At 60.5% G+C, this 24,571-nt stretch carries 23 protein-coding genes, 1 tRNA gene and 1 other RNA gene; 14 read left to right on the forward strand and 11 right to left on the reverse strand.

Annotation, left to right across the window (positions count from 1 at the left end):
• Positions 1–7 precede the first annotated feature (7 nt).
• The gene (gene fabF, locus TX72_RS00715; RefSeq protein ID WP_011127019.1) at positions 8–1,255 is read right to left on the reverse strand and encodes a beta-ketoacyl-ACP synthase II; all 1,248 of its coding nucleotides are present in this window, start codon (positions 1,253–1,255) and stop codon (positions 8–10) included.
• A gap of 8 nt (positions 1,256–1,263) precedes the next feature.
• A complete protein-coding gene (gene acpP / locus TX72_RS00720) occupies positions 1,264–1,506 on the reverse strand; it encodes an acyl carrier protein (RefSeq protein WP_007099572.1) in 243 nt (80 codons plus the stop codon).
• Between the two features lie 147 nt (positions 1,507–1,653).
• Between acpP and psaC the strand changes: the two genes are divergently transcribed.
• From psaC to TX72_RS13680, 4 genes are read left to right on the forward strand one after another with little or no spacing between them, the layout of a single operon-like run.
• Positions 1,654–1,899 carry a photosystem I iron-sulfur center protein PsaC gene (gene psaC / locus TX72_RS00725; RefSeq protein WP_006850103.1) on the forward strand — a complete coding sequence of 82 codons (246 nt, stop codon included), beginning with the start codon at positions 1,654–1,656 and terminating at the stop codon, positions 1,897–1,899.
• A gap of 52 nt (positions 1,900–1,951) precedes the next feature.
• Positions 1,952–3,841 (forward strand): glutamine--fructose-6-phosphate transaminase (isomerizing), encoded by a 1,890-nt coding sequence (gene glmS / locus TX72_RS00730; RefSeq protein WP_011127021.1) that lies wholly within the window; start codon positions 1,952–1,954, stop codon positions 3,839–3,841.
• Between the two features lie 18 nt (positions 3,842–3,859).
• Positions 3,860–4,504, forward strand: coding sequence for a magnesium transporter CorA family protein (locus TX72_RS13675; protein ID WP_011127022.1), 645 nt, complete (start codon positions 3,860–3,862; stop codon positions 4,502–4,504).
• A 12-nt stretch (positions 4,505–4,516) separates the two neighbouring features.
• Positions 4,517–4,972 carry a CorA family divalent cation transporter gene (locus TX72_RS13680; RefSeq protein ID WP_148228735.1) on the forward strand — a complete coding sequence of 152 codons (456 nt, stop codon included), beginning with the start codon at positions 4,517–4,519 and terminating at the stop codon, positions 4,970–4,972.
• Here the strand turns inward: TX72_RS13680 and TX72_RS00740 are convergent.
• Both TX72_RS00740 and rimM read right to left on the reverse strand, forming a co-directional pair.
• Entirely contained in the window at positions 4,948–6,417 is a 1,470-nt protein-coding gene (locus TX72_RS00740; protein ID WP_011127024.1) for a mannose-1-phosphate guanylyltransferase/mannose-6-phosphate isomerase, read from the reverse strand. The genes TX72_RS13680 and TX72_RS00740 overlap by 25 nt on opposite strands.
• 50 nt (positions 6,418–6,467) lie before the next feature.
• Positions 6,468–7,001, reverse strand: coding sequence for a ribosome maturation factor RimM (gene rimM, locus TX72_RS00745; RefSeq protein WP_011127025.1), 534 nt, complete (start codon positions 6,999–7,001; stop codon positions 6,468–6,470).
• 54 nt (positions 7,002–7,055) lie between these two features.
• Between rimM and TX72_RS00750 the strand changes: the two genes are divergently transcribed.
• The gene (locus TX72_RS00750; RefSeq protein ID WP_011127026.1) at positions 7,056–7,241 is read left to right on the forward strand and encodes an NAD(P)H dehydrogenase subunit NdhS; all 186 of its coding nucleotides are present in this window, start codon (positions 7,056–7,058) and stop codon (positions 7,239–7,241) included.
• 3 nt (positions 7,242–7,244) lie between these two features.
• Positions 7,245–8,069, forward strand: coding sequence for an ion transporter (locus tag TX72_RS00755; protein ID WP_011127027.1), 825 nt, complete (start codon positions 7,245–7,247; stop codon positions 8,067–8,069).
• On the opposite strand, the gene rnc is transcribed toward TX72_RS00755, so the two are convergent.
• Complete coding sequence (gene rnc / locus TX72_RS00760; RefSeq protein WP_011127028.1) at positions 8,036–8,752, reverse strand: ribonuclease III; 717 nt, start codon at positions 8,750–8,752, stop codon at positions 8,036–8,038. The two genes, TX72_RS00755 and rnc, sit on opposite strands and share 34 nt — an antisense overlap.
• Before the next feature lie 8 nt (positions 8,753–8,760).
• Positions 8,761–9,147: RNase P RNA component class A (gene rnpB / locus TX72_RS12910), an RNA gene on the reverse strand.
• 40 nt (positions 9,148–9,187) lie between these two features.
• Here rnpB and TX72_RS00765 point away from each other — a divergent pair.
• From TX72_RS00765 to TX72_RS00775, 3 genes are all read left to right on the forward strand, one after another.
• Positions 9,188–9,261 (forward strand) — tRNA-Arg (locus TX72_RS00765).
• Positions 9,262–9,353: 92 nt separating this feature from the next.
• On the forward strand, positions 9,354–9,680 hold the full coding sequence (locus TX72_RS00770; RefSeq protein WP_011127029.1) for a DUF8670 family protein: 327 nt from the start codon (positions 9,354–9,356) through the stop codon (positions 9,678–9,680).
• Between the two features lie 37 nt (positions 9,681–9,717).
• The gene (locus TX72_RS00775) at positions 9,718–10,182 is read left to right on the forward strand and encodes a DUF8661 family protein (protein ID WP_011127030.1); all 465 of its coding nucleotides are present in this window, start codon (positions 9,718–9,720) and stop codon (positions 10,180–10,182) included.
• On the opposite strand, the gene TX72_RS00780 is transcribed toward TX72_RS00775, so the two are convergent.
• Together TX72_RS00780 and TX72_RS00785 are read right to left on the reverse strand one after the other, a co-directional pair.
• Positions 10,165–11,184, reverse strand: coding sequence for an acetate/propionate family kinase (locus tag TX72_RS00780; protein WP_011127031.1), 1,020 nt, complete (start codon positions 11,182–11,184; stop codon positions 10,165–10,167). The genes TX72_RS00775 and TX72_RS00780 overlap by 18 nt on opposite strands.
• A 56-nt stretch (positions 11,185–11,240) precedes the next feature.
• A complete protein-coding gene (locus TX72_RS00785; RefSeq protein WP_011127032.1) occupies positions 11,241–13,763 on the reverse strand; it encodes a glycogen/starch/alpha-glucan phosphorylase in 2,523 nt (840 codons plus the stop codon).
• Between the two features lie 210 nt (positions 13,764–13,973).
• Here TX72_RS00785 and TX72_RS00790 point away from each other — a divergent pair, with 210 nt between their 5' ends.
• A complete protein-coding gene (locus tag TX72_RS00790; protein ID WP_011127033.1) occupies positions 13,974–15,350 on the forward strand; it encodes a cation:proton antiporter in 1,377 nt (458 codons plus the stop codon).
• Here TX72_RS00790 and TX72_RS00795 read toward each other — a convergent pair whose 3' ends face one another.
• Positions 15,351–15,671: a hypothetical protein gene (locus tag TX72_RS00795; RefSeq protein ID WP_011127034.1), complete on the reverse strand. Its 321-nt coding sequence runs from the start codon at positions 15,669–15,671 to the stop codon at positions 15,351–15,353. It abuts the gene before it with no gap.
• Positions 15,672–15,720: 49 nt separating this feature from the next.
• On the opposite strand from TX72_RS00795, the gene TX72_RS00800 reads away from it, so the two are divergent.
• Positions 15,721–16,593 carry an alpha/beta fold hydrolase gene (locus TX72_RS00800; protein ID WP_011127035.1) on the forward strand — a complete coding sequence of 291 codons (873 nt, stop codon included), beginning with the start codon at positions 15,721–15,723 and terminating at the stop codon, positions 16,591–16,593.
• Between the two features lie 67 nt (positions 16,594–16,660).
• The gene (locus TX72_RS00805; RefSeq protein ID WP_011127036.1) at positions 16,661–17,515 is read left to right on the forward strand and encodes an aldose epimerase family protein; all 855 of its coding nucleotides are present in this window, start codon (positions 16,661–16,663) and stop codon (positions 17,513–17,515) included.
• Here the strand turns inward: TX72_RS00805 and TX72_RS00810 are convergent.
• The gene (locus tag TX72_RS00810; protein ID WP_011127037.1) at positions 17,500–18,651 is read right to left on the reverse strand and encodes an FAD-binding oxidoreductase; all 1,152 of its coding nucleotides are present in this window, start codon (positions 18,649–18,651) and stop codon (positions 17,500–17,502) included. The genes TX72_RS00805 and TX72_RS00810 overlap by 16 nt on opposite strands.
• Positions 18,652–18,665: 14 nt before the next feature.
• On the opposite strand from TX72_RS00810, the gene TX72_RS00815 reads away from it, so the two are divergent.
• A complete protein-coding gene (locus TX72_RS00815; protein ID WP_011127038.1) occupies positions 18,666–20,012 on the forward strand; it encodes a four-carbon acid sugar kinase family protein in 1,347 nt (448 codons plus the stop codon).
• Here TX72_RS00815 and TX72_RS00820 read toward each other — a convergent pair.
• Positions 19,911–21,269, reverse strand: coding sequence for a (Fe-S)-binding protein (locus TX72_RS00820; protein WP_011127039.1), 1,359 nt, complete (start codon positions 21,267–21,269; stop codon positions 19,911–19,913). The two genes, TX72_RS00815 and TX72_RS00820, sit on opposite strands and share 102 nt — an antisense overlap.
• Before the next feature lie 1,219 nt (positions 21,270–22,488).
• On the opposite strand from TX72_RS00820, the gene TX72_RS00825 reads away from it, so the two are divergent.
• Positions 22,489–24,543, forward strand: coding sequence for a calcium-binding protein (locus TX72_RS00825; protein ID WP_225867717.1), 2,055 nt, complete (start codon positions 22,489–22,491; stop codon positions 24,541–24,543).
• The last annotated feature ends 28 nt before the right edge of the window (positions 24,544–24,571 follow it).

The raw sequence follows: 24,571 nt of genomic DNA on the forward strand, positions 1-24,571 counted from the left end.
CTGAGGCTCAACTGGCGCGTTTGAAAGCCAGGCAGACGTTGTGGCCGCCGAAGCCGAAGGAGTTGGACAACACCGTTCCCAGTGTCTGATCCCGCGCCTGATTGGGCACGACATCCAGATCACAGTCAGGATCCGGGTTGGTGTGGTTGATGGTCGGGGGCACGACCCCATGCTGGAGGGCCAGCACGCAGGCCACCGCCTCGATGCCGCCCGATCCACCCAGCAGGTGGCCGGTCATCGATTTGGTGGAGCTCACTGGGATCTGCAGCGCACGATCCCCCAGAGCACTCTTGATGGCCGAGGTCTCGTTTTTGTCGTTGGCGGGGGTGCTGGTGCCGTGGGCGTTCACGTAATCGATCTCCGAAGGATCGATGCCGCCATCAGCCAGGGCCAGTCGCATCGCTTCAGCGCCGCCGACACCGCCCGGTGTGGGTGAGGTGATGTGGTGGGCATCGCAAGTCATGCCGTAGCCCACCACTTCACCGAGGATCGTGGCGCCGCGGGCTTGGGCGTGCTCCAGCGTTTCGAGCACCAGCACACCGGCACCTTCGCCGATTACGAAGCCGTCGCGTTCCTTGTCGAACGGGCGACTAGCGGTGGCGGGGTCGTCGTTGCGGAACGACAGGGCCTTGGCGCTGGCGAAGCCGGCAACCCCCAAAGGGGTGATTGCCGATTCGGCACCACCGCACACCATGGCGTCGGCTTTGCCCAGCTGGAGCAGCCGGAAGGCATCTCCGATGGCATTGGAGCCGGCGGCACAAGCGGTGGCCACGGCGGAGCTCGGCCCCTTGGTGCCTAAGGCAATGGCGGCAAGACCCGTCGCCATGTTGGGAATCATCATCGGCACCGTGAACGGACTCACCCGTCCCGGTCCTTTGCCCTCCAGCACGTGAGCCTGGGTCTCCATGGTGAGCAGACCGCCCACGCCGGAACCAATCATCGTGCCGATGCGATCGGCGTTGGCGTCGGAAATCGTGAGACCGGCATCAGCGATGGCCTGTTTGGCGGCCACGACACCGAACTTGCAGAAGCGATCCCAGCGTTTGGCTTCCTTCGGTTCAATCAACCCAGCAGGGTCGAAGTCCTTGACTTCCGCTGCGAAACGACAGGCATGGGCTGACGCATCAAACAGGGTGATGGCATCAACCCCGTTGCGTCCGGAGATCAGGCCGCTCCAGTAGTCCTGAACCGTATTGCCGATCGGTGTGACCGCGCCGAGGCCCGTAACGACGACGCGATGGAGACCGTCCACCATGACGTTGCTCAGGCCTGCTTGTCTTCGATGTATTTGACGGCGTCACCCACGGTGGTAATGCCCTCAGCGGCTTCGTCAGGAATTTCGATGTCGAAGGCCTCTTCCAGGGCCATCACCAGTTCCACCGTGTCGAGGGAATCCGCGCCCAGGTCGTTCTGGAAGTTGGACTCGGGTTTCACCTCACCGGCATCAACGCTGAGTTGCTCCGCGACGATGGAACGGACTTTCTCGAGGATCGCTTCCTGGGACATGGCCGTGGCTACGGGACGCTGCATCTTACGGGGAGGGCCTGTGGTGGCATGAAGCACGAGCCAGCTCATTAACAACAGTGACGGCTACTGCGTGGCTCAGCGGTGGCACGGGTACGTTTGCGTCACGACCTCGTTCGCACCGGGTACATGTCCCACGCCGTCAAGATCTACGACACCTGCATCGGCTGCACCCAGTGTGTGCGTGCCTGCCCCCTCGATGTGCTCGAGATGGTGCCCTGGGATGGCTGTAAGGCCGGTCAGATTGCCTCCTCCCCCCGCACCGAAGACTGCGTTGGCTGCAAGCGTTGTGAAACCGCCTGCCCCACCGACTTCCTCAGCATCCGGGTCTACCTGGGTGATGAAACCACTCGTTCCATGGGCTTGGCCTACTGACGCCAGTGTGATCACGCCATAGGCTCGGCCCGGCTTGTGCTGGGCTTTTTTTATGTGTGGAATCGTCGCCCTCGTGGGATCCCAGCCTGCAGCACCACAGTTGCTCGAAGGTTTGCGGCAACTGGAGTACCGGGGTTACGACTCGGCTGGCTTGGCGACGGTGACCAGCCAGGGACAGCTCACCTGCCTGCGGGCCAAAGGCAAGCTCGTCAACCTCAGTCAGCGAGTGGAGGCTCTGGGGGCCCCCGGGCAGTGCGGCATCGGCCACACGCGTTGGGCCACCCATGGCAAGCCTGAGGAGCGCAATGCCCACCCTCACCGAAGTGTCGATGGCGGGGTGGCGGTGGTGCAGAACGGCATCATCGAAAACCACCGGCAGCTCCGGGATGGTCTTGAAGCCTCCGGGGTGGAATTCCAGTCGGAGACCGACACCGAGGTGATTCCCCATCTGGTGTCCGCTGAACTCCACCGACGCCTTCAGAACGGTGAACAGCCCAGCGGTTCCACCCTGCTTCAGGCCGTGCAGACGGTGCTGCCTCAGTTGCAGGGTGCCTATGCCCTTGCAGTGATCTGGGAGAAGGCTCCCGGCGCTTTGGTGGTCGCCCGCCGGGCTGCCCCCTTGTTGATCGGCCTGGGCGAGGGTGAATTCCTCTGTGCCAGCGATACACCGGCTCTGGCTGGTTTCACCCGCACGATCCTGCCGATGGAGGACGGCGAGGTGGCTTTGTTGTCGCCCCTGGGAGTGGAGCTCTACGACGGCGAGGGCGTGCGTCAACAGCGGATGCCGACCCTGCTGACGGGGACGGATCACGTGGCGGACAAGCGGGAGTTCCGCCATTTCATGCTCAAGGAGATCCACGAGCAGCCCGAGACGGCGGCGTTGTGGGTGTCACGCCATCTGCCTGAGGGGCTGCCGGCATCGATGCCTGTGGCCTTGCCGTTTGACGAAGCCTTCTACGCCGGTATCGAACGGATCGAGATCCTGGCTTGCGGCACCAGTCGCCATGCGGCTCTGGTGGGTGCCCATCTGCTGGAGCAATTCGCAGGATTGCCCACGGCCGTTCACTACGCCAGTGAATTCCGATACGCGCCGCCGCCGCTGGCCCCCAACACCCTCACCATTGGTGTCACCCAATCCGGGGAAACGGCCGACACCCTGGCGGCTTTGGCGATGGAGGCCCAGCGCCGTTGCGCCCACCCCGACCCGGCCTATGCCTCGCGCCAGCTGGGGGTGACCAACCGTCCGGAGAGTTCACTCTCCCGTCAAGTTCCTCACATCCTGGACATCGGTGCCGGAGTTGAAGTGGGCGTGGCGGCCACTAAAACTTTCACGGGACAGCTGTTGGCTTTCTATGGTCTGGCGATGGCCTTCGCGACGCGCAGTGGCAGTCGTTCAGCCGCTGAAATCCAGACGCTGGCGGATGAATTGCGGATGCTTCCTCAGCAGCTGCAGGAGCTGGTGTCACTTCATGACCAGCGCTCGGAAGCCCTGGCCCATCGCTTTGCCGAAACCCAGGACGTGATCTTCCTCGGTCGGGGCATCAACTACCCCATCGCGCTGGAGGGAGCCCTCAAGCTGAAAGAAATCAGCTACATCCATGCCGAGGGCTATCCGGCCGGTGAAATGAAGCACGGTCCGATTGCTCTGTTGGATGCCCACGTGCCGGTCGTGTCGATCGCGGTGCCGGGAACGGTGTTCGAGAAAGTGCTCAGCAACGCCCAGGAGGCCAAGGCCCGCGATGCACGCTTGATCGGTGTGGCGCCTGAGGGACCTGACACGGCGCTGTTTGATGACCTCTTGCCTGTGCCCGAGGTGAGCGAGTGGCTGAGCCCGTTGCTGACGGTGGTGCCCATGCAGCTGTTGAGTTATCACATCGCAGCCCATCGGGGCCTGGATGTGGACCAACCTCGCAATCTGGCTAAGAGTGTGACCGTGGAGTGATTTGAGTCGGCGGATCCCATGGCCCGACAGGTCCGTCGCAGCAGCAATGCGGTCAAGCCGCGGCGGTTGAGTGAACGACCGGGCGATCTGCCTGGGCCCTTGTTCGTTCATGGCGGTCTTGCACCGACGGGCCTTTCCGCACTTCTCTTCAGACCAGACGGTGTCAGCACCCATCTGGACTTAACGCTGGAGCAATTGCAGGATCTGCTTCAGCAAGGAGAGCCGCTGTGGGTACGGATCAAGGGACTGGGGAGTCCTGGATTGCTGGCTCAGGTGATGTCAATGCTGCGGGTCCCTGATGATCTCCAGCCGGTGTTGGTGGAAACGCCTCAGCGCACGCGGGTGGATGCCGTTGGAGATGTGCTTCAGGTGGTGACCCATCGCCTCAGCATGGGGGCCAGCGGCCGGGTGATCAGCGAGCAGGTGGGTGTGGTGCTGATGCCGAATCTGGTACTTACCGTTGAGGAAGTGCCGCGCCGGATGGCCTTCCCGGAATTCACCGAGTGGTTGGTGAAGCTGCCGGATTCGCCGGATCGTGCCCTGCTCGACGACATCTTTTTCTTCCTCCTGGATGAGGTGCTGCCGCTGTTGGAGGATCTCGCCGAGGAACTGGATCAGCTTGAGGAGGCGTCGTTGCGACGGCCCACGCCGCGGCTGCTGTGACAGGCCTACGACATCCGCTCCGACCTGCGCCGGGTTCGAACCGTGGTGTGGCCCCTGCGCAGCCAGCTGATTGTGTTGGTCCGGCAGGGCAAACGACTGCTGGATCGAGAAGCCGTTCGCGGTTTCCGGGAGGTGAGCACCCACGTGGATGTGGTGTTCGAAACCGCTGAAGTGCTGCGGCACCAGTGCGATGGCGTGACCGCCAGCTACATGGCCAGCATCAGCAACCGTATGAATCAGGTGATGAAGGTGCTCACGGTGATCTCAAGCATTTTTGTGCCGTTGACGTTCATCGCCGGTGTGTACGGCATGAATTTCGATCCGGAGGTGTCCCCCTGGAACATGCCGGAGCTGGAGTGGCCCTACGGCTATGTCCTCTGCATGGTTGCCATGGGTCTGATCTCTCTGACCCAGGTGCTTTGGTTTCGCCGTCAGGGTTGGTTTCAGGACTGGACGGGGATGCGCTGATCGCTGCGGCCGTAGCGGTCTTCAAAGCGCACGATGTCGTCTTCGCCGAGGTATTCACCGCTCTGCACTTCAATCAACTCCACGGGGATGCGCCCGGGGTTGGACAGGCGGTGTTTGCAGCCCATAGGGATATAGGTGCTCTGGTTTTCACCCACGAGTTGCTGGTCGCCATCGCGTTCTACAAGGGCCGTGCCTTTCACCACCACCCAGTGCTCAGCCCGGTGATGGTGCATCTGCAGTGACAGGCTGGAGCCGGGGTTCACGGAAATGCGCTTCACCTGCCAGCGGTTGCCCTCGGTGACGCCGGTGTAGGCACCCCAGGGGCGATAGATCTTGCGGTGGGCCTTGCCTTCCGGGCTGCCATCCGCCTCCAGTTGCTTGACCACCGATTTGATCTCCTGGGCCTTGGAGCGATCGGCAATCAGCACTGCATCGTCCGTTTCCACCACCACAAGGTTCTCCACGCCAAGACCCACCACCAGGCGGTGTTCGCTGCGCAGATAGCAGTTGCGACTGCCCTTGTTGATCACCCGCCCCTGCAGCACGTTGCCGTCAACGTCACGGTCGGCGGTTTCCCAGAGCGCACTCCAGCTGCCCACGTCACTCCAGCCGGCATCCAACGGCAGCACCGAACCCAGCTCCGTCTTCTCCATTACCGCCACATCAATGGCCACGTTGGGGCACTTGGCGAAGGCTTCCCGCTCCAATCGCAGAAAGTCGAGATCTGCGGCGTCCTGTTCAAGGGCGGCACGGCAACAGCTCACCACCTCCGGTGCCAGGCGCTCCAGCTCCGCCAGCATGGCGCTGGCCCTGAACAGGAACATGCCGCTGTTCCAGGTGAAGCGGCCCGTGGCCAGGAACTGCTCTGCGGTGGCCCGGTCCGGTTTTTCCACGAAGCGGGCGATCGGCACCTCACGCAGGGATCCGCCGCTGAAGGGTTCGGCCGCCTCGATGTAGCCGTAGCCGGTTTCCGGAGCAGTAGGAACGATCCCGAAGGTCACCAAGCGACCGGCCTCTGCAGCGGATCTACCGGCATCCACCGCCTGGCGGAATTGCTTCGCATCGCGGATCAAGTGGTCGGCCGCCAGTACCAGCAGCAATGGGTCCTGCCCCCCAGCTGTGGCCTGCAGCGCTGCCACCGTGACCGCCGGCGCCGTGTTCCGCCCCATTGGTTCCAGCAGGATGGCGTTGGGTTCAACGCCGATCTGCCGCATCTGCTCGGCCACGATGAAGCGATGGTCTTCATTGCAGATCAGCAACGGTGCCTCGAGGCCATTGAGACCCTCCAGCCGCTGTTGGGTCTGCTGCATCAAGGTGGCATCACCCTCCCCGCTGAGGGGCCAGTACTGCTTCGGGTAACTGGCGCGGGACAGGGGCCACAGTCGCGTGCCGGTCCCGCCGCAGAGGATCACAGGGATCAGAGGGGTGCTGGCCACACTGTGCATCGTTGATTGGTCCTAAGAATCGCCTGGGCTGGGACCTTCTGTCGATGGGCTCAGAGATCCAGCAGTCCAGGCGGCGGGGTGAGCAGCAACCAGCCCTTCTCAAGATGCACCTCAGGCACGATCGATTCCACAAAGGGAATCAGCAGCGTTCGACCTGCGGATGTCTTCAGCTCCAGCAGATCGTTGCCACCACTGATCAGGTCGGTCACGACTCCGATGGCGGGCTCGTCGGCGTGCAAGCGGGCCTCCAGACCAACAAGATCCAACAGATGGAATTCGCCTTCCTCAAGCTCGGGGCGATCGCTGGCGGGCACCAGCAGCTCCTGACCCACCAGCGCCTCTGCTGCATCGCGGCTGTCGATGCCCTCCAGGCGCAAGATGAACAACGACTTGCCCGGAAGCTGGCGTCCTTTCTTGAGTTGAACTTCCTTGGGTTCTCCGCCCTTGCGTCCCCGCAGCCAACGGCTGCCAGGGGTGGTGAAGCGTTCCGGGAAATCGCTGGCGGGGTTCACCCGCAGTTCACCCTGCAGCCCCTGAGCGCCCACCAGCTTGCCGACGATCAGCCAGTCTTCGCTCTCGACCATGCGTTCGGGGGGTGCTCCATTGATAATGACGCCAGAACTGACCTCGCCCGAGCCATGGCGTCTGCTGCTGCACCGATTCTTCCGGGCGCCACGGTCACGGTCCAGGACGTGACCTCGATCTACAACGGTTACACCGGTTTCGTGCAGCGCATCAGCGGCGATCGTGCTGCCGTGCTGTTCGAAGGGGGCAACTGGGACAAGCTGGTGACGATGCGGTTGAAGGACCTGCAGCCCGCCTAATCGATGGCGTCGGATCGCAGCCTGCGCCAACGCCTGCGCTCCACGGTGCTGGAGGCAACCACTCCCGCAGGCAAGCTCTACAACGTCTTGATTTTCGGGGCGATCCTGCTCAGCGTTCTGGCCTTGCTGCTGGAGCCGGACCCTCTGGGAAATTCGGCCCTGCGTCAGACCAATGTGCTCTGGATCGATGTGGCCCAGAACATCTGTCTGGCTGTGTTTGCGGCCGACTTCATTCTGCACCTGCTCTTGGTGGAGCAACCGCGGCGATATCTGTTCAGCTTCTACGGGGTGATTGACGCCTCAGCGGTGCTGTTTTTCTTCGTGCCGCAGATCCGCAGTGAACTGCTGCTCTGGGTGTTCAAGTTCGGGCGCATCCTGCGGGTGTTCAAGCTGCTCAAATTCATTGATGAAGCTCGCGTGCTCGGGCAGGCGTTGCGGGGCAGTGCCCGCACAATCTGCGTCTACCTGTTTTTTGTTTTCCTGTTGCAGGTGGTGCTGGGGTACTTCATTTTTGTGATCGAAAGTGGCAAACCGGACTCCCAGTTCCAGACTGTGTCGAACGGGGTGTACTGGGCCATCGTCACGATGACCACAGTGGGCTACGGGGATCTTGTTCCCCAGACGGCTCTTGGACGCTTGCTGGCCTCCGTGGTGATGATGCTGGGTTTCGGCATCATTGCGATCCCCACCGGGTTGCTCACGGTTTCAGGGGTCCGTCATCAGCAGAAGCAGCGGGGAATCACCTGCTCCACCTGCGGCCGGCAAGGACACCGTGATGATGCCCGCCGCTGTGATCAGTGCGGAGCGGCGTTGCCGGCAAAGGTCTGAGCGGCTGCGATCGCAGCGTTCTGTTCGGCCTCCTTGCGCGAGCGTCCGTGGCCTTCGGCTAATACCTTGCTGGCCACACGCACCGTGCTGCGGAATCGCTGCGGATCGCCATGTACTTGGCTCCGTTCTTCCGTGCTGTACTCCGGGAGTCCCAGTCCCTGACCCTGGCTCCACTCCTGCAGCGTGGTCTTGCCGTTGAAGCGATGGGGTGCTGCCAGCACGTCAGCACTGGTGCGTTGCCAGTGGGGGGTGAGCCAACCCAGGATCGGCTCAAGGCTGCCGCTGACTTTGTAGAGAGCTCCGATCAGTGCTTCGGTGGCATCAGCGCGAATCGTTGTTCGAGCAGCTGCATCACCCAGCGCTTTGACCCCGAGGATCAGGCAGCTTTCAATGTCGATCGCTTCCCCCAGCTCCGCCAGCCAGCGATCACTCACGAGCTGGGCGCGAAGGCTTGAGCTATCTCCCACGGTTAAACCGGGATGGTGGCGGTCGAGATAAAGCGTTGCCGCAAGACGCAGCACCGCATCGCCGAGGAACTCAAGCCGCTCGTTGTGGTCGGTTCGTCCGCTCGAGGTATGGGTCATGGCACGTTCCACCTCCAGAAGGAGGGACGGGCTGTCCATGTCCTCCAGGCCTAGCCGCTTGATCAGGCTCTTCAGAGAGTCACGACGCGCTTGGTCCACGGAAATGGGGGTGAAAGCAGGACATAAGCCGGGTTCTGTTCACGCCTCCGAAGAGGGTGGGTGGCTATCTATCTGGGACCGCCGTTACCGACGGCCTCGAGCGGCGCGTTTAGACGGAACGGGGCCAATGGCCAGCCGTCGTTCCTTGGCCTTGCTCCCAGCCGGGGTTTACCGAGCCAGCACCTCTCGATGCTGCTGGTGCGCTCTTACCGCACCTTTGCACCCTTGCCTGTGCCTGGGGGAAGCCCCACGGGGCCATCGGCGGTGTGTTTCTGTGGCACTCTCCTCACGGTCACCCGCACTGGGCGTTACCCAGCAAGCCTGGCCATCAGGGAGCCCGGACTTTCCTCAGCCGACACTCAAAGAGATCGACCGCAACCACCTCGCCTGCTTTCAGCCCATATCATGACTCGCGGGCATAATCGAGGCAGATCGGGGGCTGTAGCTCAGCCGGATAGAGCAACGGTTTCCTAAACCGTAGGTCGTGGGTTCGAGTCCCGCCAGCCCCGTCAGGAGCGCCGATATCGGTAGTCGCCGCTACATCTGGTGGGGTGGGCAGACCGTCCTCCACCGCTAGGGTTTCAGCAACCGGGTGGGAGCCATGACCCAGCTTCACGACCTCCGACTGCGCCTTCTTGTGCAGCAGGAAAGCGAGCGCATTGCAGACACCCAGCCCACAGATCTCGATCTCTCTGTGGTGCAGGCCCGATGCCTGTGCTGGCTTGCATTGCTGGCTGAGGCCCATGAGGATCAAGCGAGCGATGCCGAGCGTCGTGGTGATACGGAACAGGCCATGGGCTGGTTTGCGGATTCGATGCGACTACGGGATGTGATTGGCGTTGTGTCGTCGATTGAGATTCCCCTGCCAGGCACCATCGAGGACGACGACAAGGGTGCAGAGGGCGAGCACGGACCCCTGGCTGCTTGATGGGTGGCATAGTGTGAGATGAGATCGAGGGACTGCGGTGCCGGAAGAGCCCTGTCAATGCCCGGACTGTCAACGGTTTTACCGGGAGCATGACCGGCTGATCCGCGAGTTCCCCACCCTGCGTCAGCAGCAGGAGTTGAACTGGGCTGCTCTCCAGTCCTTCCGGACTCTGTCTGGACGTGTTCTGGAAGATCTGCAGAAACAGCAGAGTGCTCGTCAGCAGCAGGATCAGGCTGCGGCCAATGCCAGGGGTCCGGCAGCTTCAGCGGAAGAGTCCAGTGATGGTCTTCAACAGGCCATGGCGGATCTGGAGAACATCAACGCCCACCTGTTTTCAATCGAAGCTCTGATGGAGCGCGTGTTTGATGTGCGTGTTCCTGAAGAGATCGAACAGAAGTTCCGTGAACTTGCCGGTGAGCTTGCTCCCGATCCACTTAACGTTGATCGTCTGCGGTTGAACCGCCTGCTGCACCAGACTCCGGACTTACCCGACCGCAGCTGAAGCAGGCGTCTCGCTGTGTCGCTGACAGAGGCGAGCAATCATGCCCTCCTCATCTTCTGGGATCACAACGGTCAAAAAATCCCCCCACCAGGACAAGGCTTTCTCCAGCTCTAGCTTGAGCTGTTTGTCGTGCTCGCCGATTCCACCGGTTAGCGCCAGCACGTCGACACCGCCGAGGCTCGCTGCCATCGCCCCAAGCAGCTGCAGCAGCCTGTGCCGAAACACATCCAAAGCTCGAATGGCCCCGTTGTGACCGTTTGCAGCAGCTTCGCGAATGGTTCGCATGTCACCGCTGAGGCCGGACAGTCCCTTTAGGCCTGATTCCTTTTGCAGAATCGTGGCGATCTGGTCTTCGCTGTAGCCCTCCCGCATCAGTTCGAGCAGGAGTCCGGGGTCGACGTTGCCGGATCGGGTGGCCATCACCAGCCCTTCCAGGGGGGTAAATCCCATGGTGGTGTCGATGCAACGCCCCCCTTTGACCGCTGCCAGCGAGGCCCCTGCTCCGAGGTGAGCGCTGATCAGCCGCAGCTGTGATGGATTCTTGCCCTGTTTACGACATTGAGCAGCGACTGTTTCCGAGACGTGCTGATGGTTGATCCCGTGGAAACTGAAGCGACGGAAGCCCTTGTTCCTGAACTCGCTTGGTATGGCATAGGTATGAGCAGCAGCAGGCAGGCTGCTGTGGAAGGCGGTGTCGAAACAAGCCCACTGCGGCAGCTCCGGGGCCCAGTGACGGGCCCAGGCCAATCCCTTCAACGCCGGTGGATTGTGCAGCGGCGCCAGAGGTATCAGCTCCGCCAGGGTGGCTTCCACCTCCGGTGTGATCCGGGTGGGGGCAGTGAAGCGCTCGCCGCCATGCACCACGCGATGACCAATCAGGGATACCTGCTGACGATGGGGTTCAAGAGCCGGGGCTAGCCAGCTGTTCAGCACTGTTTCGAGGGATTCATCCGCAGCCACACTGCGGCTCCTGTGCCAGGGCGTAGCCCCGGTGGAATCCACCAGGGCCGCCTTGAGGCTGGAACTGCCGAGGTTGATGACCAGCGACAGATCGCTAATCAGCGGACATCGCAGGTGATGTCGACGTTGAGGGGACCGACGTTCCAGATGTTCTCGCAGTATTCGCCGATGGATCGGTCAGAGGAGAAGAACCCAGTGCGGGCGGTGTTCAGCAGCGACATGCGGTTCCAGTGCATGCGATCGGTCCAGGCGAGGCTGACGGCCTCCTGGGCCCGCAGGTAGTCGGCGAAGTCAGCCATCACGAAGAACGGATCGTGACCGGTGAGGTTGTCCAGCAGCGGACGGAACAGTTCGCTGTCGCCATTGCTGAAGTGGCCCATCTCGATCAAGCGCAGTGCTTCCTGCAGCTCTGGCATGGCGTTGATGAATGCGCCGGGGTTGTAGCCGCTTCGCTTGAGATCGTTGATCTCCTCCACGGTCTTGCCGAACAGGAAGAAGTTCTCCGCTCCCACCAGCTCGCGGATCTCCACGTTGGCCCCATCCAGCGTCCCGATGGTGAGGGCGCCGTTCATGGCGAACTTCATGTTGCCGGTGCCGGAAGCTTCTTTGCCGGCGGTGGAGATCTGCTCGGAGAGGTCGGAGGCGGGGTAGACCTGCTCGCCGAGCTTCACGTTGTAATCCGGGAGGAACACCACCCGCAGGCGGCCGTCCATATCGGGGTCGGCGTTGACGGTCTCGGCGATGCCGTTGATGAAGCGGATGATCAGTTTGGCCATGTAGTAGCCGGGAGCTGCCTTGCCGCCGAAGATCACGGTGCGGGGTGCCATGCCGTCGGCCTGGCCGTTCTTGATCCGCAGGTACTGGGTGATCACCTGCAGCACGTTGAGGTGCTGGCGCTTGTACTCGTGGATGCGCTTCACCTGCACGTCGAACAATGTGGAGGGATCCACCAGCACACCGGTGTTGCGATGGATGTAGCTGGCCAGCTTGCGCTTCACGGACAGCTTGGTGTTGCCCCAGTGCTCAAGGAAGCCCTGGTCGTTCTGGCGTTCCTCCAGCTTGCGCAGGTTCTCCATGTTGGAGATCCAGTCCTCGCCGATGTGCTCGTTGAGCAGGGTGGACAGCTCGGGGTTGGCCAGGGCCACCCAGCGACGGGGGGTGACGCCGTTGGTCACGTTGGTGAACTTCTCGGGCCAGAGTTCAGCAAATTCCGGCAGCAGGTCGGTCTTGACCAGATCGGAGTGCAGCGCCGCCACGCCATTCACGTGGTGGGCACCGATGGTGGCCAGGTGGGCCATGCGCACAGCCTTGCTGCCGTCTTCATCGATGATCGACAGCTTGCGCTGGATGGCGTCGTTGCCGGGGTAACGCAGACGCAGCTGCTGGAGGAACCGACGGTTGATCTCGTAGATCAGCTCCAGGTGGCGGGGCAGCAGGCTGCTGAACAAATTCAGATCCCACTTTTCCAGGGCCTCCGGCAGAAGGGTGTGGTTGGTGTAAGCGACGGAACGGGAGGTGATGTCCCAGGCCTTGTCCCAATCCATGTGGCGGTCGTCGATCAGCAGACGCATTAGCTCCGCCACGGCGATGGCGGGGTGGGTGTCGTTGAGCTGAACGGTCCAGTACTTGGGGAAGTCCTCAACGGGTAATCCGCGATTGTCGAGGCTGCGCAGCATGTCCTGCAGGGAGCAGCTCACGAAGAAGTGCTGCTGCTTCAGACGCAGACGGCGACCTTCGTCAGTGCCGTCGTTGGGGTACAGCACCTTGGAGAGGGTTTCGCTGCCCACCTTCTCCTCAACGGCGCCGTAGTAGTCGCCGATGTTGAAGGCATAGAAGTCGAAACTTTCGGTGGCATCGGCGCGCCAGAGGCGCAGCCGATCGCAGATGTTGACGCGATAGCCCAGCACGGGGACGTCATGGGGGATGCCGATGGCGTGCTCGGCGGGAATCCAGCGGGAGCGGTAGCTGCCCTTGTCATCGATGTAGCTCTCGGTGCGTCCACCGAAGCCAACGAAGCAGGCTTCATCAGGCTGGGGCAGTTCCCAGGGCCAGCCGCCCTTCAGCCACTTGTCGGTGATCTCCACCTGCCAGCCATCGCGGATCAGCTGGTCGAAGATGCCGAACTCGTAGCGGATTCCATAGCCCGTAGCGGGGATTTTCAAGCTGGCGAGGGACTCCATGTAGCAGGCCGCCAGGCGTCCCAAACCACCGTTGCCGAGGCCCGGTTCTTCCTCCACATCCAGGATCTGCTGGAGGGATTCGATGCCGAAGTTCCGAAGCGCTGCTTCGGCTTCCTGTTGAATACCGAGGTTCAGCAGGTTGTTGTTCAGCTGGGGCCCGATCAGGAACTCCGCAGAGAGGTAAGCGACAGACTTCTGGGGATGGGCTCTCATCGCCTCGGTTGTGGCGAGGTAGCGCATCATCAGGCGATCGCGCACCGCATAGCTCAGCGCCATGTAAAGGTCATGGCGGCTGGCGGTGGGAGCAAGCTTGCCGAGGGTGAAGAACAGGTGCTCGGTCATGCCGTCGAAGACGCTCTTGGCGTCCAGACCGGCCCGTTCGGGATCGTTGTAACAGCCGGGGGTCGGCAGGCGCAGATCGAGAGGTTGGGAGGAGGTCATGGCGTACTGAGAGAACTCCTGTGTACGAGTCGTGTTGGCGCTCTCACGTGCGGGAGACCAACAAGTTCATGTCCGGAAAGTAGCCGTCACATCAGAACATGTCCGTTATGTGCTGTTCTCCGGTCGGTATCCCCTCGAAACGGGCCAAAGTCGTCACAGTCCGGATCGATTTTCACCACTAAGGTTCGGCGAGACTGATCTGCGGCATCCATGCTGTTACCCGCACTGCTGAGTGAGATCAGCAGCCATGACTTTGAAGTCGCCGAAACGCTGATCGGAGTCCTTCGCTTCGTGCTGATCTTTGTCGCCGCGAGATCCCTTGCGGAGCTCCTGGTTCGTTTCGAACTCCCCACCATCCTGGGAGAACTATTGGCCGGCGTGATCATTGGCGCCTCAGGGTTGCATCTGTTGGTGCCGCCAGAGACGCAGGTTCAGCTCAGCGGTGTTTTTTCAAATGTGGTCGGGGGAATTGCTCACATCCCACCCGATGAGATTCCTGAGATTTACAACGAGAGTTTCGGAGCTTTGCAAGCGGTTTCCAATTTGGGCCTGTTCTCGTTGCTGTTCCTTACAGGGTTGGAGAGCGAATTAGAGGAGCTGATCGCCGTCGGCGCTCAGGCGTTCTCCGTGGCCGTGGTGGGCGTCGTGCTGCCCTTCGCCTTGGGCACCCTTGGATTGATGGGGATCTTCCACGTCGATCCCGTTCAAGCGATCTTTGCCGGAGCTTCGATGACGGCCACCAGCATCGGCATCACTGCCAGCGTGTTCGGTGAGCTCGGTTATCTGCGCACCCGCGAAGGCCAGATCGTGATCGGAGCGGCGGTACTGGACGACATTCTTGGAATTGTGATTCTGGCTGTGGTGGTGTCCCTCGCCGCAGGTGGAACTCTGGAGATCGCCCCCATCGTTCAATTGGTGGTGGCAGCGGTGCTTTTCGTTGTGGTTGCACTGGTGTTGAGCCAAAAAGCTGCACCAGCCTTCGACTGGGTCGTTGATCAGCTCAAGGCTCCTGGGGGCAAATTGATCGGCTCCTATCTGCTTCTCGGGGCAAGTTGCTTCATCGCAACAGCCATCGGTCTAGAGGCGGCTCTGGGGGCATTTGCTGCTGGCTTGATCGCCAGCACCTCCAAACATCGCCACGAGATTCAGGCTGCTGTCACGCCGATTGTCGGACTGTTCGCCACAGTGTTCTTCGTGCTTGTGGGAGCTGGCATGGATCTGTCTGTGATCAATCCCTCCGATCCCTCCGCCCGGTCTGCCCTTGTGATCGCAGGGTTTATGTTCCTTGTCGCCATCGTCGGCAAGGTGGTTGCCGGCTGGGCCGTGTTCGGTCCTCAGAAAACAAACAAATTGGTGGTGGGGCTTGGCATGCTCCCCCGTGGTGAGGTGGGTCTGATCTTCCTGGGCCTGGGCACGGCCGCCAAGCTGCTGAGCCCCGGTCTCGAGATCGCCATCCTGCTGATGGTGATCGGCACCACCTTCTTGGCACCAGTGTTGTTGCGTCTCGTCCTCAAGGACAAGCCCCCTGAAGACGGGAATGAGGTCCCTGAGGAGTTCGCTGCTGATCCGCTGGCAGGAGCCTCCTGATCAGGTCCTGTCGCGATTGGTCAACGTCAGCAACAGGCTCCAGCCCAAGACCACCACGCCCAGGCTGGAGGCCCAGCCTGGGCCAAGGGCCCAACTGCATCCCAGCTGTGTTGCCAATCCAACCGCCAACGCCAACAGCAGGCTGCTCAGGATGAGAAGCCTCTGTATCCAATTCTCAGGTATGGTGCTGGTTTCGAGGCTAGCTTCCAATCGGCTGAGCGGCGCACTCAAGGGCCCATACAACGCCAGGGCCCAGAGCAGGGCTCCACGCCATACAGCAGCATCGGCGAGGGGTCCGCTGATCACCTCGTAGCTCTGCATTCAGGCCTCTGGACGGGCTGCTTAGCATCGCGCCTTCTTGCCCCTCGTTGTGGACACCTACTGCTGGAGCCACCTTGGACATGCCGTCCACACTGTCCACCAACAGCCTGAGCAGGACTACTCCGATCGTCCTGCGCTGCTGTTGGTCCATGGCTTTGGGGCGTCCACCGATCACTGGCGGTACAACATTCCAGTGCTGGCCAAAACCCATGCCGTGCACGCGATAGACCTGCTGGGCTTTGGACGCAGTTCCAAGCCAGCGGAGCTGGCGTATGGAGGTCCCCTCTGGCGCGATCAGCTGGTGGCTTACGTGCAGGAACGGATCGGACGTCCCACGGTGATTGCCGGTAATTCCCTCGGGGGCTTCGCTGCCTTGGCTGCCGGAGCAGAGCTCAAGCAGGACTGTGCCGGTGTGGTGTTGCTCAATGCGGCCGGTCCCTTCAGTGATGAACAGCAGCCTCCCAAGGGGTGGGCTGCCATCGCACGGCAAAGCATCGGCAGTGCTTTGTTGAAAAGCCCGGTGCTGCAGCGCCTGCTGTTCGAAAATTTGCGCCGTCCGGCCACGATCCGTCGCACCCTCAATCAGGTGTACGTCGACAAAACCAATGTGGATGACTGGTTGGTGGAGTCGATCCGTCGCCCATCGCTCGATCCCGGCGCCTTTGGTGTGTTCCGCACGGTGTTCGACATCCCCAGGGGGCAGCCCCTCGATGAGCTGTTCGCGGAGCTGACCGCACCTCTCCTGCTGCTCTGGGGCATGCGTGACCCTTGGATCAATGCACCAGGCCGCAGGGCCACCTTTCAGCGGCATGCACCGGCGGCCACCACGGAGGTGGTGCTGGATGCGGGCCACTGCCCCCATGACGAGGTGCCGGACCAGGTGAATGCTTCGTTGCTGGATTGGCTCGCTGGTCTGACGTGAGCCACAGCACCGACAGATGAGGCTTAGCCAGCTAGCTGAGTAGGCCATACTCGGCGCGCCCCAGCGGATGCCCATGACCCTCACCCAGCAGACCGCTCCCTATGCCCATTGGGAGTATGTCCATCCTGAGACCGGCGATCGTCTGCGGATCATTCCAGAACGGGGCGGCATCGTCAGTGAGTGGCGCTGTGGTGAGCGTGAGGTGCTCTATTTCGACCAGGAGCGTTACGCCGACCCTGCCAAAAGCATTCGCGGGGGCATTCCAGTTTTGTTCCCGATCTGCGGCAATCTCCCTGGTGACCTGCTGCAGGTGAAAGGTGTTGATCACACCCTCAAACAGCATGGTTTTGCTCGCAATCTCCCCTGGCAGCTGCAATTGCTGGATGACCAGAGCGGCGTGCGTCTCAGCTTGAGCAGCACCGACGACACCCTTGCGGCCTATCCCTTTGTCTTTGTGGTGGAGATGGAGGTGCGGCCTGTGGCCATGGCCCTCGAGATCAGCACCACGATTCACAACCGCAGCGATCAACCGATGCCCTTCAGCTTCGGGCTTCACCCTTATTTCAACGTGAGCGATCTGGCCCAGACCCGACTCACCGGTCTGGCGGAGCGTTGTATGAATCACCTGGAGATGGCGGATGCTGCCACCGATGAGCAGCTGTCTCGGTTGCCGGAGGGCGTTGATTTTCTCTGTCGGCCAGCTGGTGATGTCACCCTGATCGATGACGTCAGTGGTGCTCAGCTTCAGCTCCAGCATCAGGAGCCGATGGATCTCACCGTGGTTTGGACCGAACCGCCCCGCAAGATGGTGTGCCTGGAGCCCTGGACCGGACCCCGCCAATCCTTAGTGAGCGGTGATCGCAAGCTGGTGCTGGAGCCCGGCACCCAGCAGACCGTGGCCTGCCGCTACGCCGTGTCCTGATTCACCCCCGGCAGTCGTCCGCGGCAGAGCTGCTGCCGTGGATCGAACTGTCGCTTCACGGCTTCGATCACCGGACGCGCCGGCGTATCAAGCCAGGCGGGGATCGCAGCTGTTTCTGGCTGGACGAGCACGGTCAGTGATCCACCGAGCTCGATCACGCTGCGACGCAGGGCTTCCACCTGGAACGCTTGGCTGGCTCCGCTCGACCAGCCATCACCGCAACCGGCACCGGCGGCAATGTCCCAGCTCCAGCCGGTTAGTGCGGATGCAGCCTGGCTTTGCAGCAGTTCAAACACCTTGGCAGGGGGGAGTACAACGCGCACCAGCCAGGTTGGTGCAGAACAGAACAGTCCGTTGTCCGTTGGGTCTGAGCACGGTTGATCGTCTGATGTCAGGCCATGGCTGCGGCCGAGGTTGTCCAGCCGTTGCAGCTGCTCTTCAACTGCTGTGTCCGAGACGCTGCTGACCACGATTCTCAGCTGTAAACCCTGCTCAACGGAGCCCTGCCAGTCGCAGCGTTCGGGCGTGAGTGTGGAGCGCACCAGCTCGGCTCTGCAGTTTTCCAGATCTGACAAGGCGCCATCGAGCACAAGGGCTGCCTGATGGGGCCGGACCGGCTGAACCCGCAGCGTGACGTCTGTGATCAGAGCCAAGCTGCCCCAGCTGCCACAGAGCAGCCGCATCAGGTCATAGCCCGCCACATTTTTGACCACCCGTCCGCCGGCACGGGCTTCCACGCCATCGGCCCGCAGCAGGCCGATGCCGATGATCTGGTCGCGCACACCGAGGTGACGTTGACGCAATCCACCGGCCAGGCCCCGCGCCACCAGGCCGCCAATGCTGCCGGCGTTGCCATCACGGGGCAGATCAACCGGCAGCCACTGGCCCTGTTCGGCCAGCAGGGCCTGAAGGCTGTCGAAGGGCATCCCCGCCTCCACAGATAAGGTCAGGTCGTCGACGGCATGGTCGATGACCCGATCCAGATGGCGGCAGCTCAGTACGGCATGGCCGGGATCCAGACGAGGCCCCCAGCCCAGGTGCTGACCCAGGCCGCTGGGGATCCACGGGGTGGTGTCTTGATGCCACTGGCGCACCAGCTCGATCAAGGCGCTTCGGTCGGCGGGGGAATGGCTCACGGCACGATGGTGCCATGAAGGTTGTGGTGATCGACGACGACCCCACCGGCTCGCAGACGGTGCACAGCTGCCTGCTGCTGCTGGAGTGGGACAAAGAAACCTTGAGGCGGGGCTTGAGGCACTCCTCGCCACTTCTCTTTCTGCTGGCGGACACCCGGGCGCTGACCCCCGAGGCTGCCGCAGCGCGCAATCGAGAGATTGTCCGCCATCTGGATGAAGCGCTTGCTGCAGAAGGGTTGGGACGTGGCGATGTGCTGCTGGTGAGCCGCGGTGATTCCACCTTGCGCGGCCATGGCGTGCTGGAGCCAGCCACCTTGCAGGAGGCCTTTGGACCCTTTGACGCCACATTCCACATCCCTGCATTTCTTGAGGGTGGCCGCACCACGCGGAACGGCGTTCATCTGTTGAACGGTGAACCGGTGCACACCACCGCTTTTGCCAGAGACCGGATCTTTGGATTCAGCACCAGCGATCTGGCGACCTGGCTGGAGGAAAAAAGTGGTGGTTTGATCCGTCCTGCCGAGGTGCAGCGAATCTATGGCCGCGAGCTCGATGCGGCTGGAGGGGCTGGCCTGCCGGGTTTGATCGATCGACTCCGATCCCTCAAGGGCAATGCGCCGGTGGTGGTTGATGCCGAATGGCAGGACCAGCTGGATGCACTGGCTGCTGCCGTGCGGGCGTTGCGCAGTGAGAAACGCTTTCTGTTCCGTTCGGCGGCCAGCCTGGTGAAAGCCCTGGCGGATCCTGGTCCGCCGCCGCTCGATGGCGCCGGTCTGGTAGCGCTGCGCCGACGGAACGGGGATGGCGCTCTCCTGCCGGGGTTGGTGGTGGTGGGCTCCTATGTGCCCCTGGCGGATCAGCAGTTGGAGCGCTTGCTGCAGGAGCCTGGTTGCCACGGGCTTGAGTTGCCTGTGCGTCGCATCGCTCGCGTCCTGGAGAGCGGCACGCCGGACCTGCTGCTTGCGGATCTGGAGCGGGAGTGGCTGCAGCAGTTGCGGGAGCTGTTGAAGGGTGATGCCACGCCTGTGGTTTACAGCAGCCGCGGAGAGCTCGGCTTTGCATCCCTGCAGCAACGCAGGCATTTTTCCCTTCAGCTGGCGCAGGTCATGGCGCGACTGGCGGCTGTTCTGGCGTCGGATCTTGGTTACCTGATCAGCAAGGGAGGAACTACCACGCAGACCCTGCTTTCTAAGGGGCTGGGGCTGACAGCCGTGCAGCTGGAGGGGCAGTTGCTGCCGGGGCTGTCCTTGGTGCGTCCGTCAGAGGGGCGCCTCACTGGCCTGCCGATCCTGACCTTTCCCGGAAACCTCGGTAGTGCTGCCACCCTTCGCGACGCCTGGCAGCGGATGGAGGCTGGCTGAGGCCGCCAGCAGTTGCATCGGGTGCAACACCTCAGCGCGATCACCGAGGTGCCTGCGCAGTTGCAGGGTGCAGCCGATGTTGGCGCTGGCGACGATTCCAGCGCCGGTGCTGCTGAGGTCATCGGCTTTGATGCGGCCAAGCTCAGCGGCTTCGTAGGGCTGCACCAGGTTGTAGATGCCGGCACTGCCGCAGCAGACGCCGGCTTCGATGGCCTCCCTGAGTTGGATGCCGGGAATGGCTCGCAGCAGCGCCCGCGGTTGGGCCTGAATGTTTTGGCCGTGAATCATGTGGCAGGCGTCGTGCATGGCCACGGCCTCTGGCAGGGGTTGCAATTTCGATTTGAATGTGTTGGAGAGGCCGCGATCGGCGAGAAATTCCTGCACGTCCAGTACTGGTGCACGGAACTGCACGTCTCCCTTCAGCAGTTCGTCGTAGGCCTTCATCGTGTGGCCGCAACCGGACGCTGCCACCAGCACGGCATCGAGATCCCCGTCCACGCCGTTCATGCTCTTCACCAGATCGGTGGCCAACTGGCGGGTCAGCTCCAGTTCCCCCTGGTGATGACTCACGGCACCGCAGCATCCTTGATTCGGCGGAATCACCACCTCGAACCCATTGGCCTGCAGAACTTTCACCGTGGCGATGCTGACGGCCGGATCGAAGCAACGCTGCACGCAGCCCAGCAGTAGTGCAACGCGGCCGCGGCGGTAACCCGTCGCCGGATTGATTGTTGGCAGGACGTCGTTGAAGCTTTCGGGAGCCAGAGCTGGCAGCAGTTGCTCCATCGCTTCAACCTCCGGACCAAACAGCCGGGTCAGGCCGGAGCGGCGGGCAAAGGCTTGCAGCGGTGTGCCGGCATAGGCCCGCAGGGGTTGCAGCAAAGCCCTCAGCCGCCTGGGGTAGGGCAGCACCTGCAGCAACAGTTGGCGGAAGCTGATCTGCCAGCTGCTGCGGTGCTGCAGCTGGTTGAGCTTGGGTCGGGTTGCTTCGATCAGCTGGTCGTAGCGCACGCCGGATGGGCAAGCGGACACGCAGGCGTAGCAGCCCAGGCAGGTGTCGAAATGGCTGGCGACGGTGGCGTCCAGCTCCAATTCACCGGCTTCGATCGCCCGCAGAGCATGGATGCGTCCACGGGGAGAGTCCATTTCGCTGGCCAGCACCCTGTAACTGGCGCAGGTGGGTAAGCAGAAGCCGCAATGCACACAGGGATCTGCAGCGCCTGCCGGCAAGCCTTGGAGCTGTGTATTTGTTGTCATTTAACTATTCTGAACCAGGATCAACTCAGCTGTCAGTTATGAGCGTACAAAGTTTGCGGGTTGAGAAAATTTTTTGAGAGAATCGAATTGCTGGGAAGGCCGAATCTGATTTATTTCGGTAATAAGTTGCCTAAAAGTATAAAGTTGCTTAAATGTTCTGATTTCAGGTATACCCCATAAGGTCTCTACAATAGGATTCCAAAAACTGAGTGTATTTAAACGAGGGCTTACGATTTTATCGCTTAATTTAAGATAACCAAAACATATCTCGTGGTAGAGCTCGATTTCGCTTAAGGATACCCTTCGCATTAATAATCCATTTTCTACTAATTTCCAAGCAGCATAACTTGACACGTTTAACTGGATTTTTAGGCGTGAAAAACATTCAATGATTGAAGACTTGCAAAAACTGACTTCGTCATCGGTGAGTCTTCTGAAGTTTACGTTCCTCTTGATAGTTGATGAACATTCTCGAGAATGATGGAAAAGGGAGTCATCGTATACATGCACAGTTTTGCTAATGTCTGATTGAATTTCGTCTAGTTTGTAATTTGAATCATTTTTTCGATGCTCAAGCTTATCCATCGAAATTCTGATTTGGCTTAAAAAAGACTCTATATAATCTTGGCCGAACAGTAATTTCTGTCGGTCCAAGTGGTCAAGTATTAATTCAAAGTCGGCAGCAATTTGCTCTGGTATCCGAAGACGCTTCGTTGGACCAAGCGATGGAAAGTTTTTTTGGAAGGGCATTGCTTGCGTAGCTCCTCCACGTTCATCATTTTTACACAGTAAGTAGGTACTTATTAACGCTACGCTAAAAATCAATTAAATATAGGTTAATAGATGCCTAATTTTTTTTGGTCTGGTCTTGCAGATAAAACCCAAGTCTTGCCACTAGATGTGCCAGCTACTTCTGCTGGCTTGCTTCAAATTTTTCTCATACGGGACAAATTGACTTTCAATATGGGACTTGTTCGGTTTTTTGAGTAAAACAATTGCAAATACGTGTCCCGTATATTTGTCCCAATTAGCTTCATGCGTCCCGTGTGTTTGTCCCGCTCATGGATGATGCGCTCAATTTTTTCATAAAGGTTTATCACAAAATTAGCTTGTAGTTTAGGAAACATATGGGTTAAAGATTTTTCGTTATCAAGAGTTTGAGTTGTGCGTTGCTGATGCAGTCGCGCAACGCATTCCTCTCGGTCTCAGTTTTCTTTCCATGGCTAAGATGGTCACCATCGGGCAGACAACTGCCCTCATTCCAGAAGCCGGATCCGCGGTTCAGCCTGAGTGGCTTAACGACGGACAAAGCGGCAACATCAACTTCCCTTACTCCAGCTACAAAGCTCTCGCCACTGTCGGCGAAGTTGATGCCGACAACGGACTGGGTCTTACCGGCTATCCCGACGGACAGGCTGCTTGGTTGCAAGACGACGATACCGTTCGTGTTGCCTATCAGTCTGAGTCTTACGCTCACATCTACGGCCGCACTCCTGCACCTGAGACCTATCCTCAAGAGATGGAGACCGGTGTGACCTTCTCCGGATCCAAGATCCACTACATCGATTACTCCCGCGATGCATTCGCGGATTTCATGGGCAATGATTCTGCCGCCAGCGACATGGTCGAGGGCAGCGGTTTCCTGTTCAACCGTGTCTTCAACCTTTTCGGTGAAGAGGTCACTCCTAAGAACACTGACCCCGAGGACAAGGCTGCCAAGTGGGGCAACCAGACCTTGCCTTCTGGTGACATTGTTGAGTTTGCAAGCCCTCTCTCTGAGACGGACTTCTACTTCCACTCCTTCTGCGGCGCCTGGTACGAGCCTGCCAATCGTTACGGCGAAGGACAGGGCTTCAGTGATGACATCTGGTTGATGGCTGAAGAGTGGGACATTGGCTTCGGCAACTTTGCACCTGGCTATGCCGGTAAAGCGGTCGGTAACGAGACCATGGGCCTGGCTGCCATGGCTGTTGATGTCGCCAATTCAGTCGCCTACTCCGTTCCAGCCCTGGGCCAGACCGGTTACGAGAAAATTGCTCCTCTGAACACAGGCGAGAGCGACTATGTGGTGATGGTGACTGCAGGTTATAACCATGGCCAAGACCCTGCTCCTTTGAAGATCTACGTCGGCCGCAAGGGGTACGATGCAGAAGGTAATGAGATCACCGAAGACCACAGCGAGCGCGATCAGTTCCTAGGCCGCAACGGCATGCTCTGGGGTCAGCTCTATGGCCAAGCCCTGAAGAACAAGCACTTCGACAAGCTGGGTATCGTTGCCGACGAAGACGGCAACGGTGTTTTCGACGACCAGGTGATGAACACCTACCTGACTTCACAGGCGAAGGCTGGTGATTCCTACAAGGGTCGTTTCTATCCCACCAGCTTCCAGTGGGGCGGCTGGGATGAGCCCACCGCTGTTGGCAACACCGAGATGTTCCTCTGGGAGCGTCCCGAAGAGCAGCCCAAGAACTACACGTTCTTCAATGGCGACAAAAAGACCGAGCACCAGGCCATAGATCCTTCTGGAAAGGCCCGCTGGTTCCAGAACATGACTGATGAGGGTGCTCTGCTCGGATTCGACTTGAAGAATCTGGCAAAGCAGCTCAAGAGCAACCCTGATGCTGATGGCAACCTGTTGCCTGATTACCTCAACTACAAATCTGTTGTGACTATCCCCGCCACGGATGGATCACTGCGTGTTGATGTGGGTGATGAAGGTCTGGCCCACAAGGGTGAAGCCAACCCCGACGGCAGCCTCACCCATGCCATCCACGTTGAGAAGGGAGTTGAGAAGATCGTCGCCAACGATGGTCTCTACTGGGCCAAGGGTAAGGGCGGTAACGTTCTGATCCTGGACGAAGATTCCGGCAACGATTACGGCGAGCGCAAGATTGCCCTTCCCATTAAGAGAAACATGCAACTGCGTGATGAAGCCACCGGTTACTTCCTCGGTGCTGCTGGTGGCACCCTCAGCCCCCGCTATCTGGCTGGTGCGACTGCTCTGGCTGGAGCCATTGATAAGCCTGGCACTAATGAGTACTCCGGCAGCTGGGATGTCACTGGCATGGTGACCCGTAAGGACGATGGCAGCTTCTATTCCAAAGAAGAGCTGTCTGGCAGTGGCATGCAGGATGTGGCCGATCTGGTCCACATCGAGGATCACACCTACATCGGTGTTGTTCAGGCCCGCCCTGAGTCCGGCGGTCAGGTTGAGGAGATCAGCGGCGATGCTGGTGGCCAGGTGTTCATGTTCGAGATGAACGGCTTCTTCTGATCCCCACTTCCGGATCATGCTCAGCCCC

Source organism: Parasynechococcus marenigrum WH 8102, from assembly GCF_000195975.1.
Lineage (GTDB): Bacteria > Cyanobacteriota > Cyanobacteriia > PCC-6307 > Cyanobiaceae > Parasynechococcus > Parasynechococcus marisnigri.

Coding starts and splice junctions, on each gene's coding strand:
- TX72_RS00795 (WP_011127034.1), bottom strand. CDS start 15,671: ATGCAGAGCTACGAGGTGATCAGCGGACCCCTCGCCGATGCTGCTGTA.
- TX72_RS00755 (WP_011127027.1), top strand. CDS start 7,245: ATGGCGTCGGATCGCAGCCTGCGCCAACGCCTGCGCTCCACGGTGCTG.
- TX72_RS13675 (WP_011127022.1), top strand. CDS start 3,860: ATGGCCCGACAGGTCCGTCGCAGCAGCAATGCGGTCAAGCCGCGGCGG.
- TX72_RS00740 (WP_011127024.1), bottom strand. CDS start 6,417: ATGCACAGTGTGGCCAGCACCCCTCTGATCCCTGTGATCCTCTGCGGC.
- TX72_RS00770 (WP_011127029.1), top strand. CDS start 9,354: ATGACCCAGCTTCACGACCTCCGACTGCGCCTTCTTGTGCAGCAGGAA.
- acpP (WP_007099572.1), bottom strand. CDS start 1,506: ATGTCCCAGGAAGCGATCCTCGAGAAAGTCCGTTCCATCGTCGCGGAG.
- TX72_RS00805 (WP_011127036.1), top strand. CDS start 16,661: ATGCCCATGACCCTCACCCAGCAGACCGCTCCCTATGCCCATTGGGAG.
- TX72_RS00785 (WP_011127032.1), bottom strand. CDS start 13,763: ATGACCTCCTCCCAACCTCTCGATCTGCGCCTGCCGACCCCCGGCTGT.
- fabF (WP_011127019.1), bottom strand. CDS start 1,255: ATGGTGGACGGTCTCCATCGCGTCGTCGTTACGGGCCTCGGCGCGGTC.
- psaC (WP_006850103.1), top strand. CDS start 1,654: ATGTCCCACGCCGTCAAGATCTACGACACCTGCATCGGCTGCACCCAG.
- TX72_RS00825 (WP_225867717.1), top strand. CDS start 22,489: ATGGCTAAGATGGTCACCATCGGGCAGACAACTGCCCTCATTCCAGAA.
- TX72_RS00750 (WP_011127026.1), top strand. CDS start 7,056: ATGGCGTCTGCTGCTGCACCGATTCTTCCGGGCGCCACGGTCACGGTC.
- TX72_RS00815 (WP_011127038.1), top strand. CDS start 18,666: ATGAAGGTTGTGGTGATCGACGACGACCCCACCGGCTCGCAGACGGTG.
- glmS (WP_011127021.1), top strand. CDS start 1,952: ATGTGTGGAATCGTCGCCCTCGTGGGATCCCAGCCTGCAGCACCACAG.
- rimM (WP_011127025.1), bottom strand. CDS start 7,001: ATGGTCGAGAGCGAAGACTGGCTGATCGTCGGCAAGCTGGTGGGCGCT.
- TX72_RS00820 (WP_011127039.1), bottom strand. CDS start 21,269: ATGACAACAAATACACAGCTCCAAGGCTTGCCGGCAGGCGCTGCAGAT.
- TX72_RS00790 (WP_011127033.1), top strand. CDS start 13,974: ATGCTGTTACCCGCACTGCTGAGTGAGATCAGCAGCCATGACTTTGAA.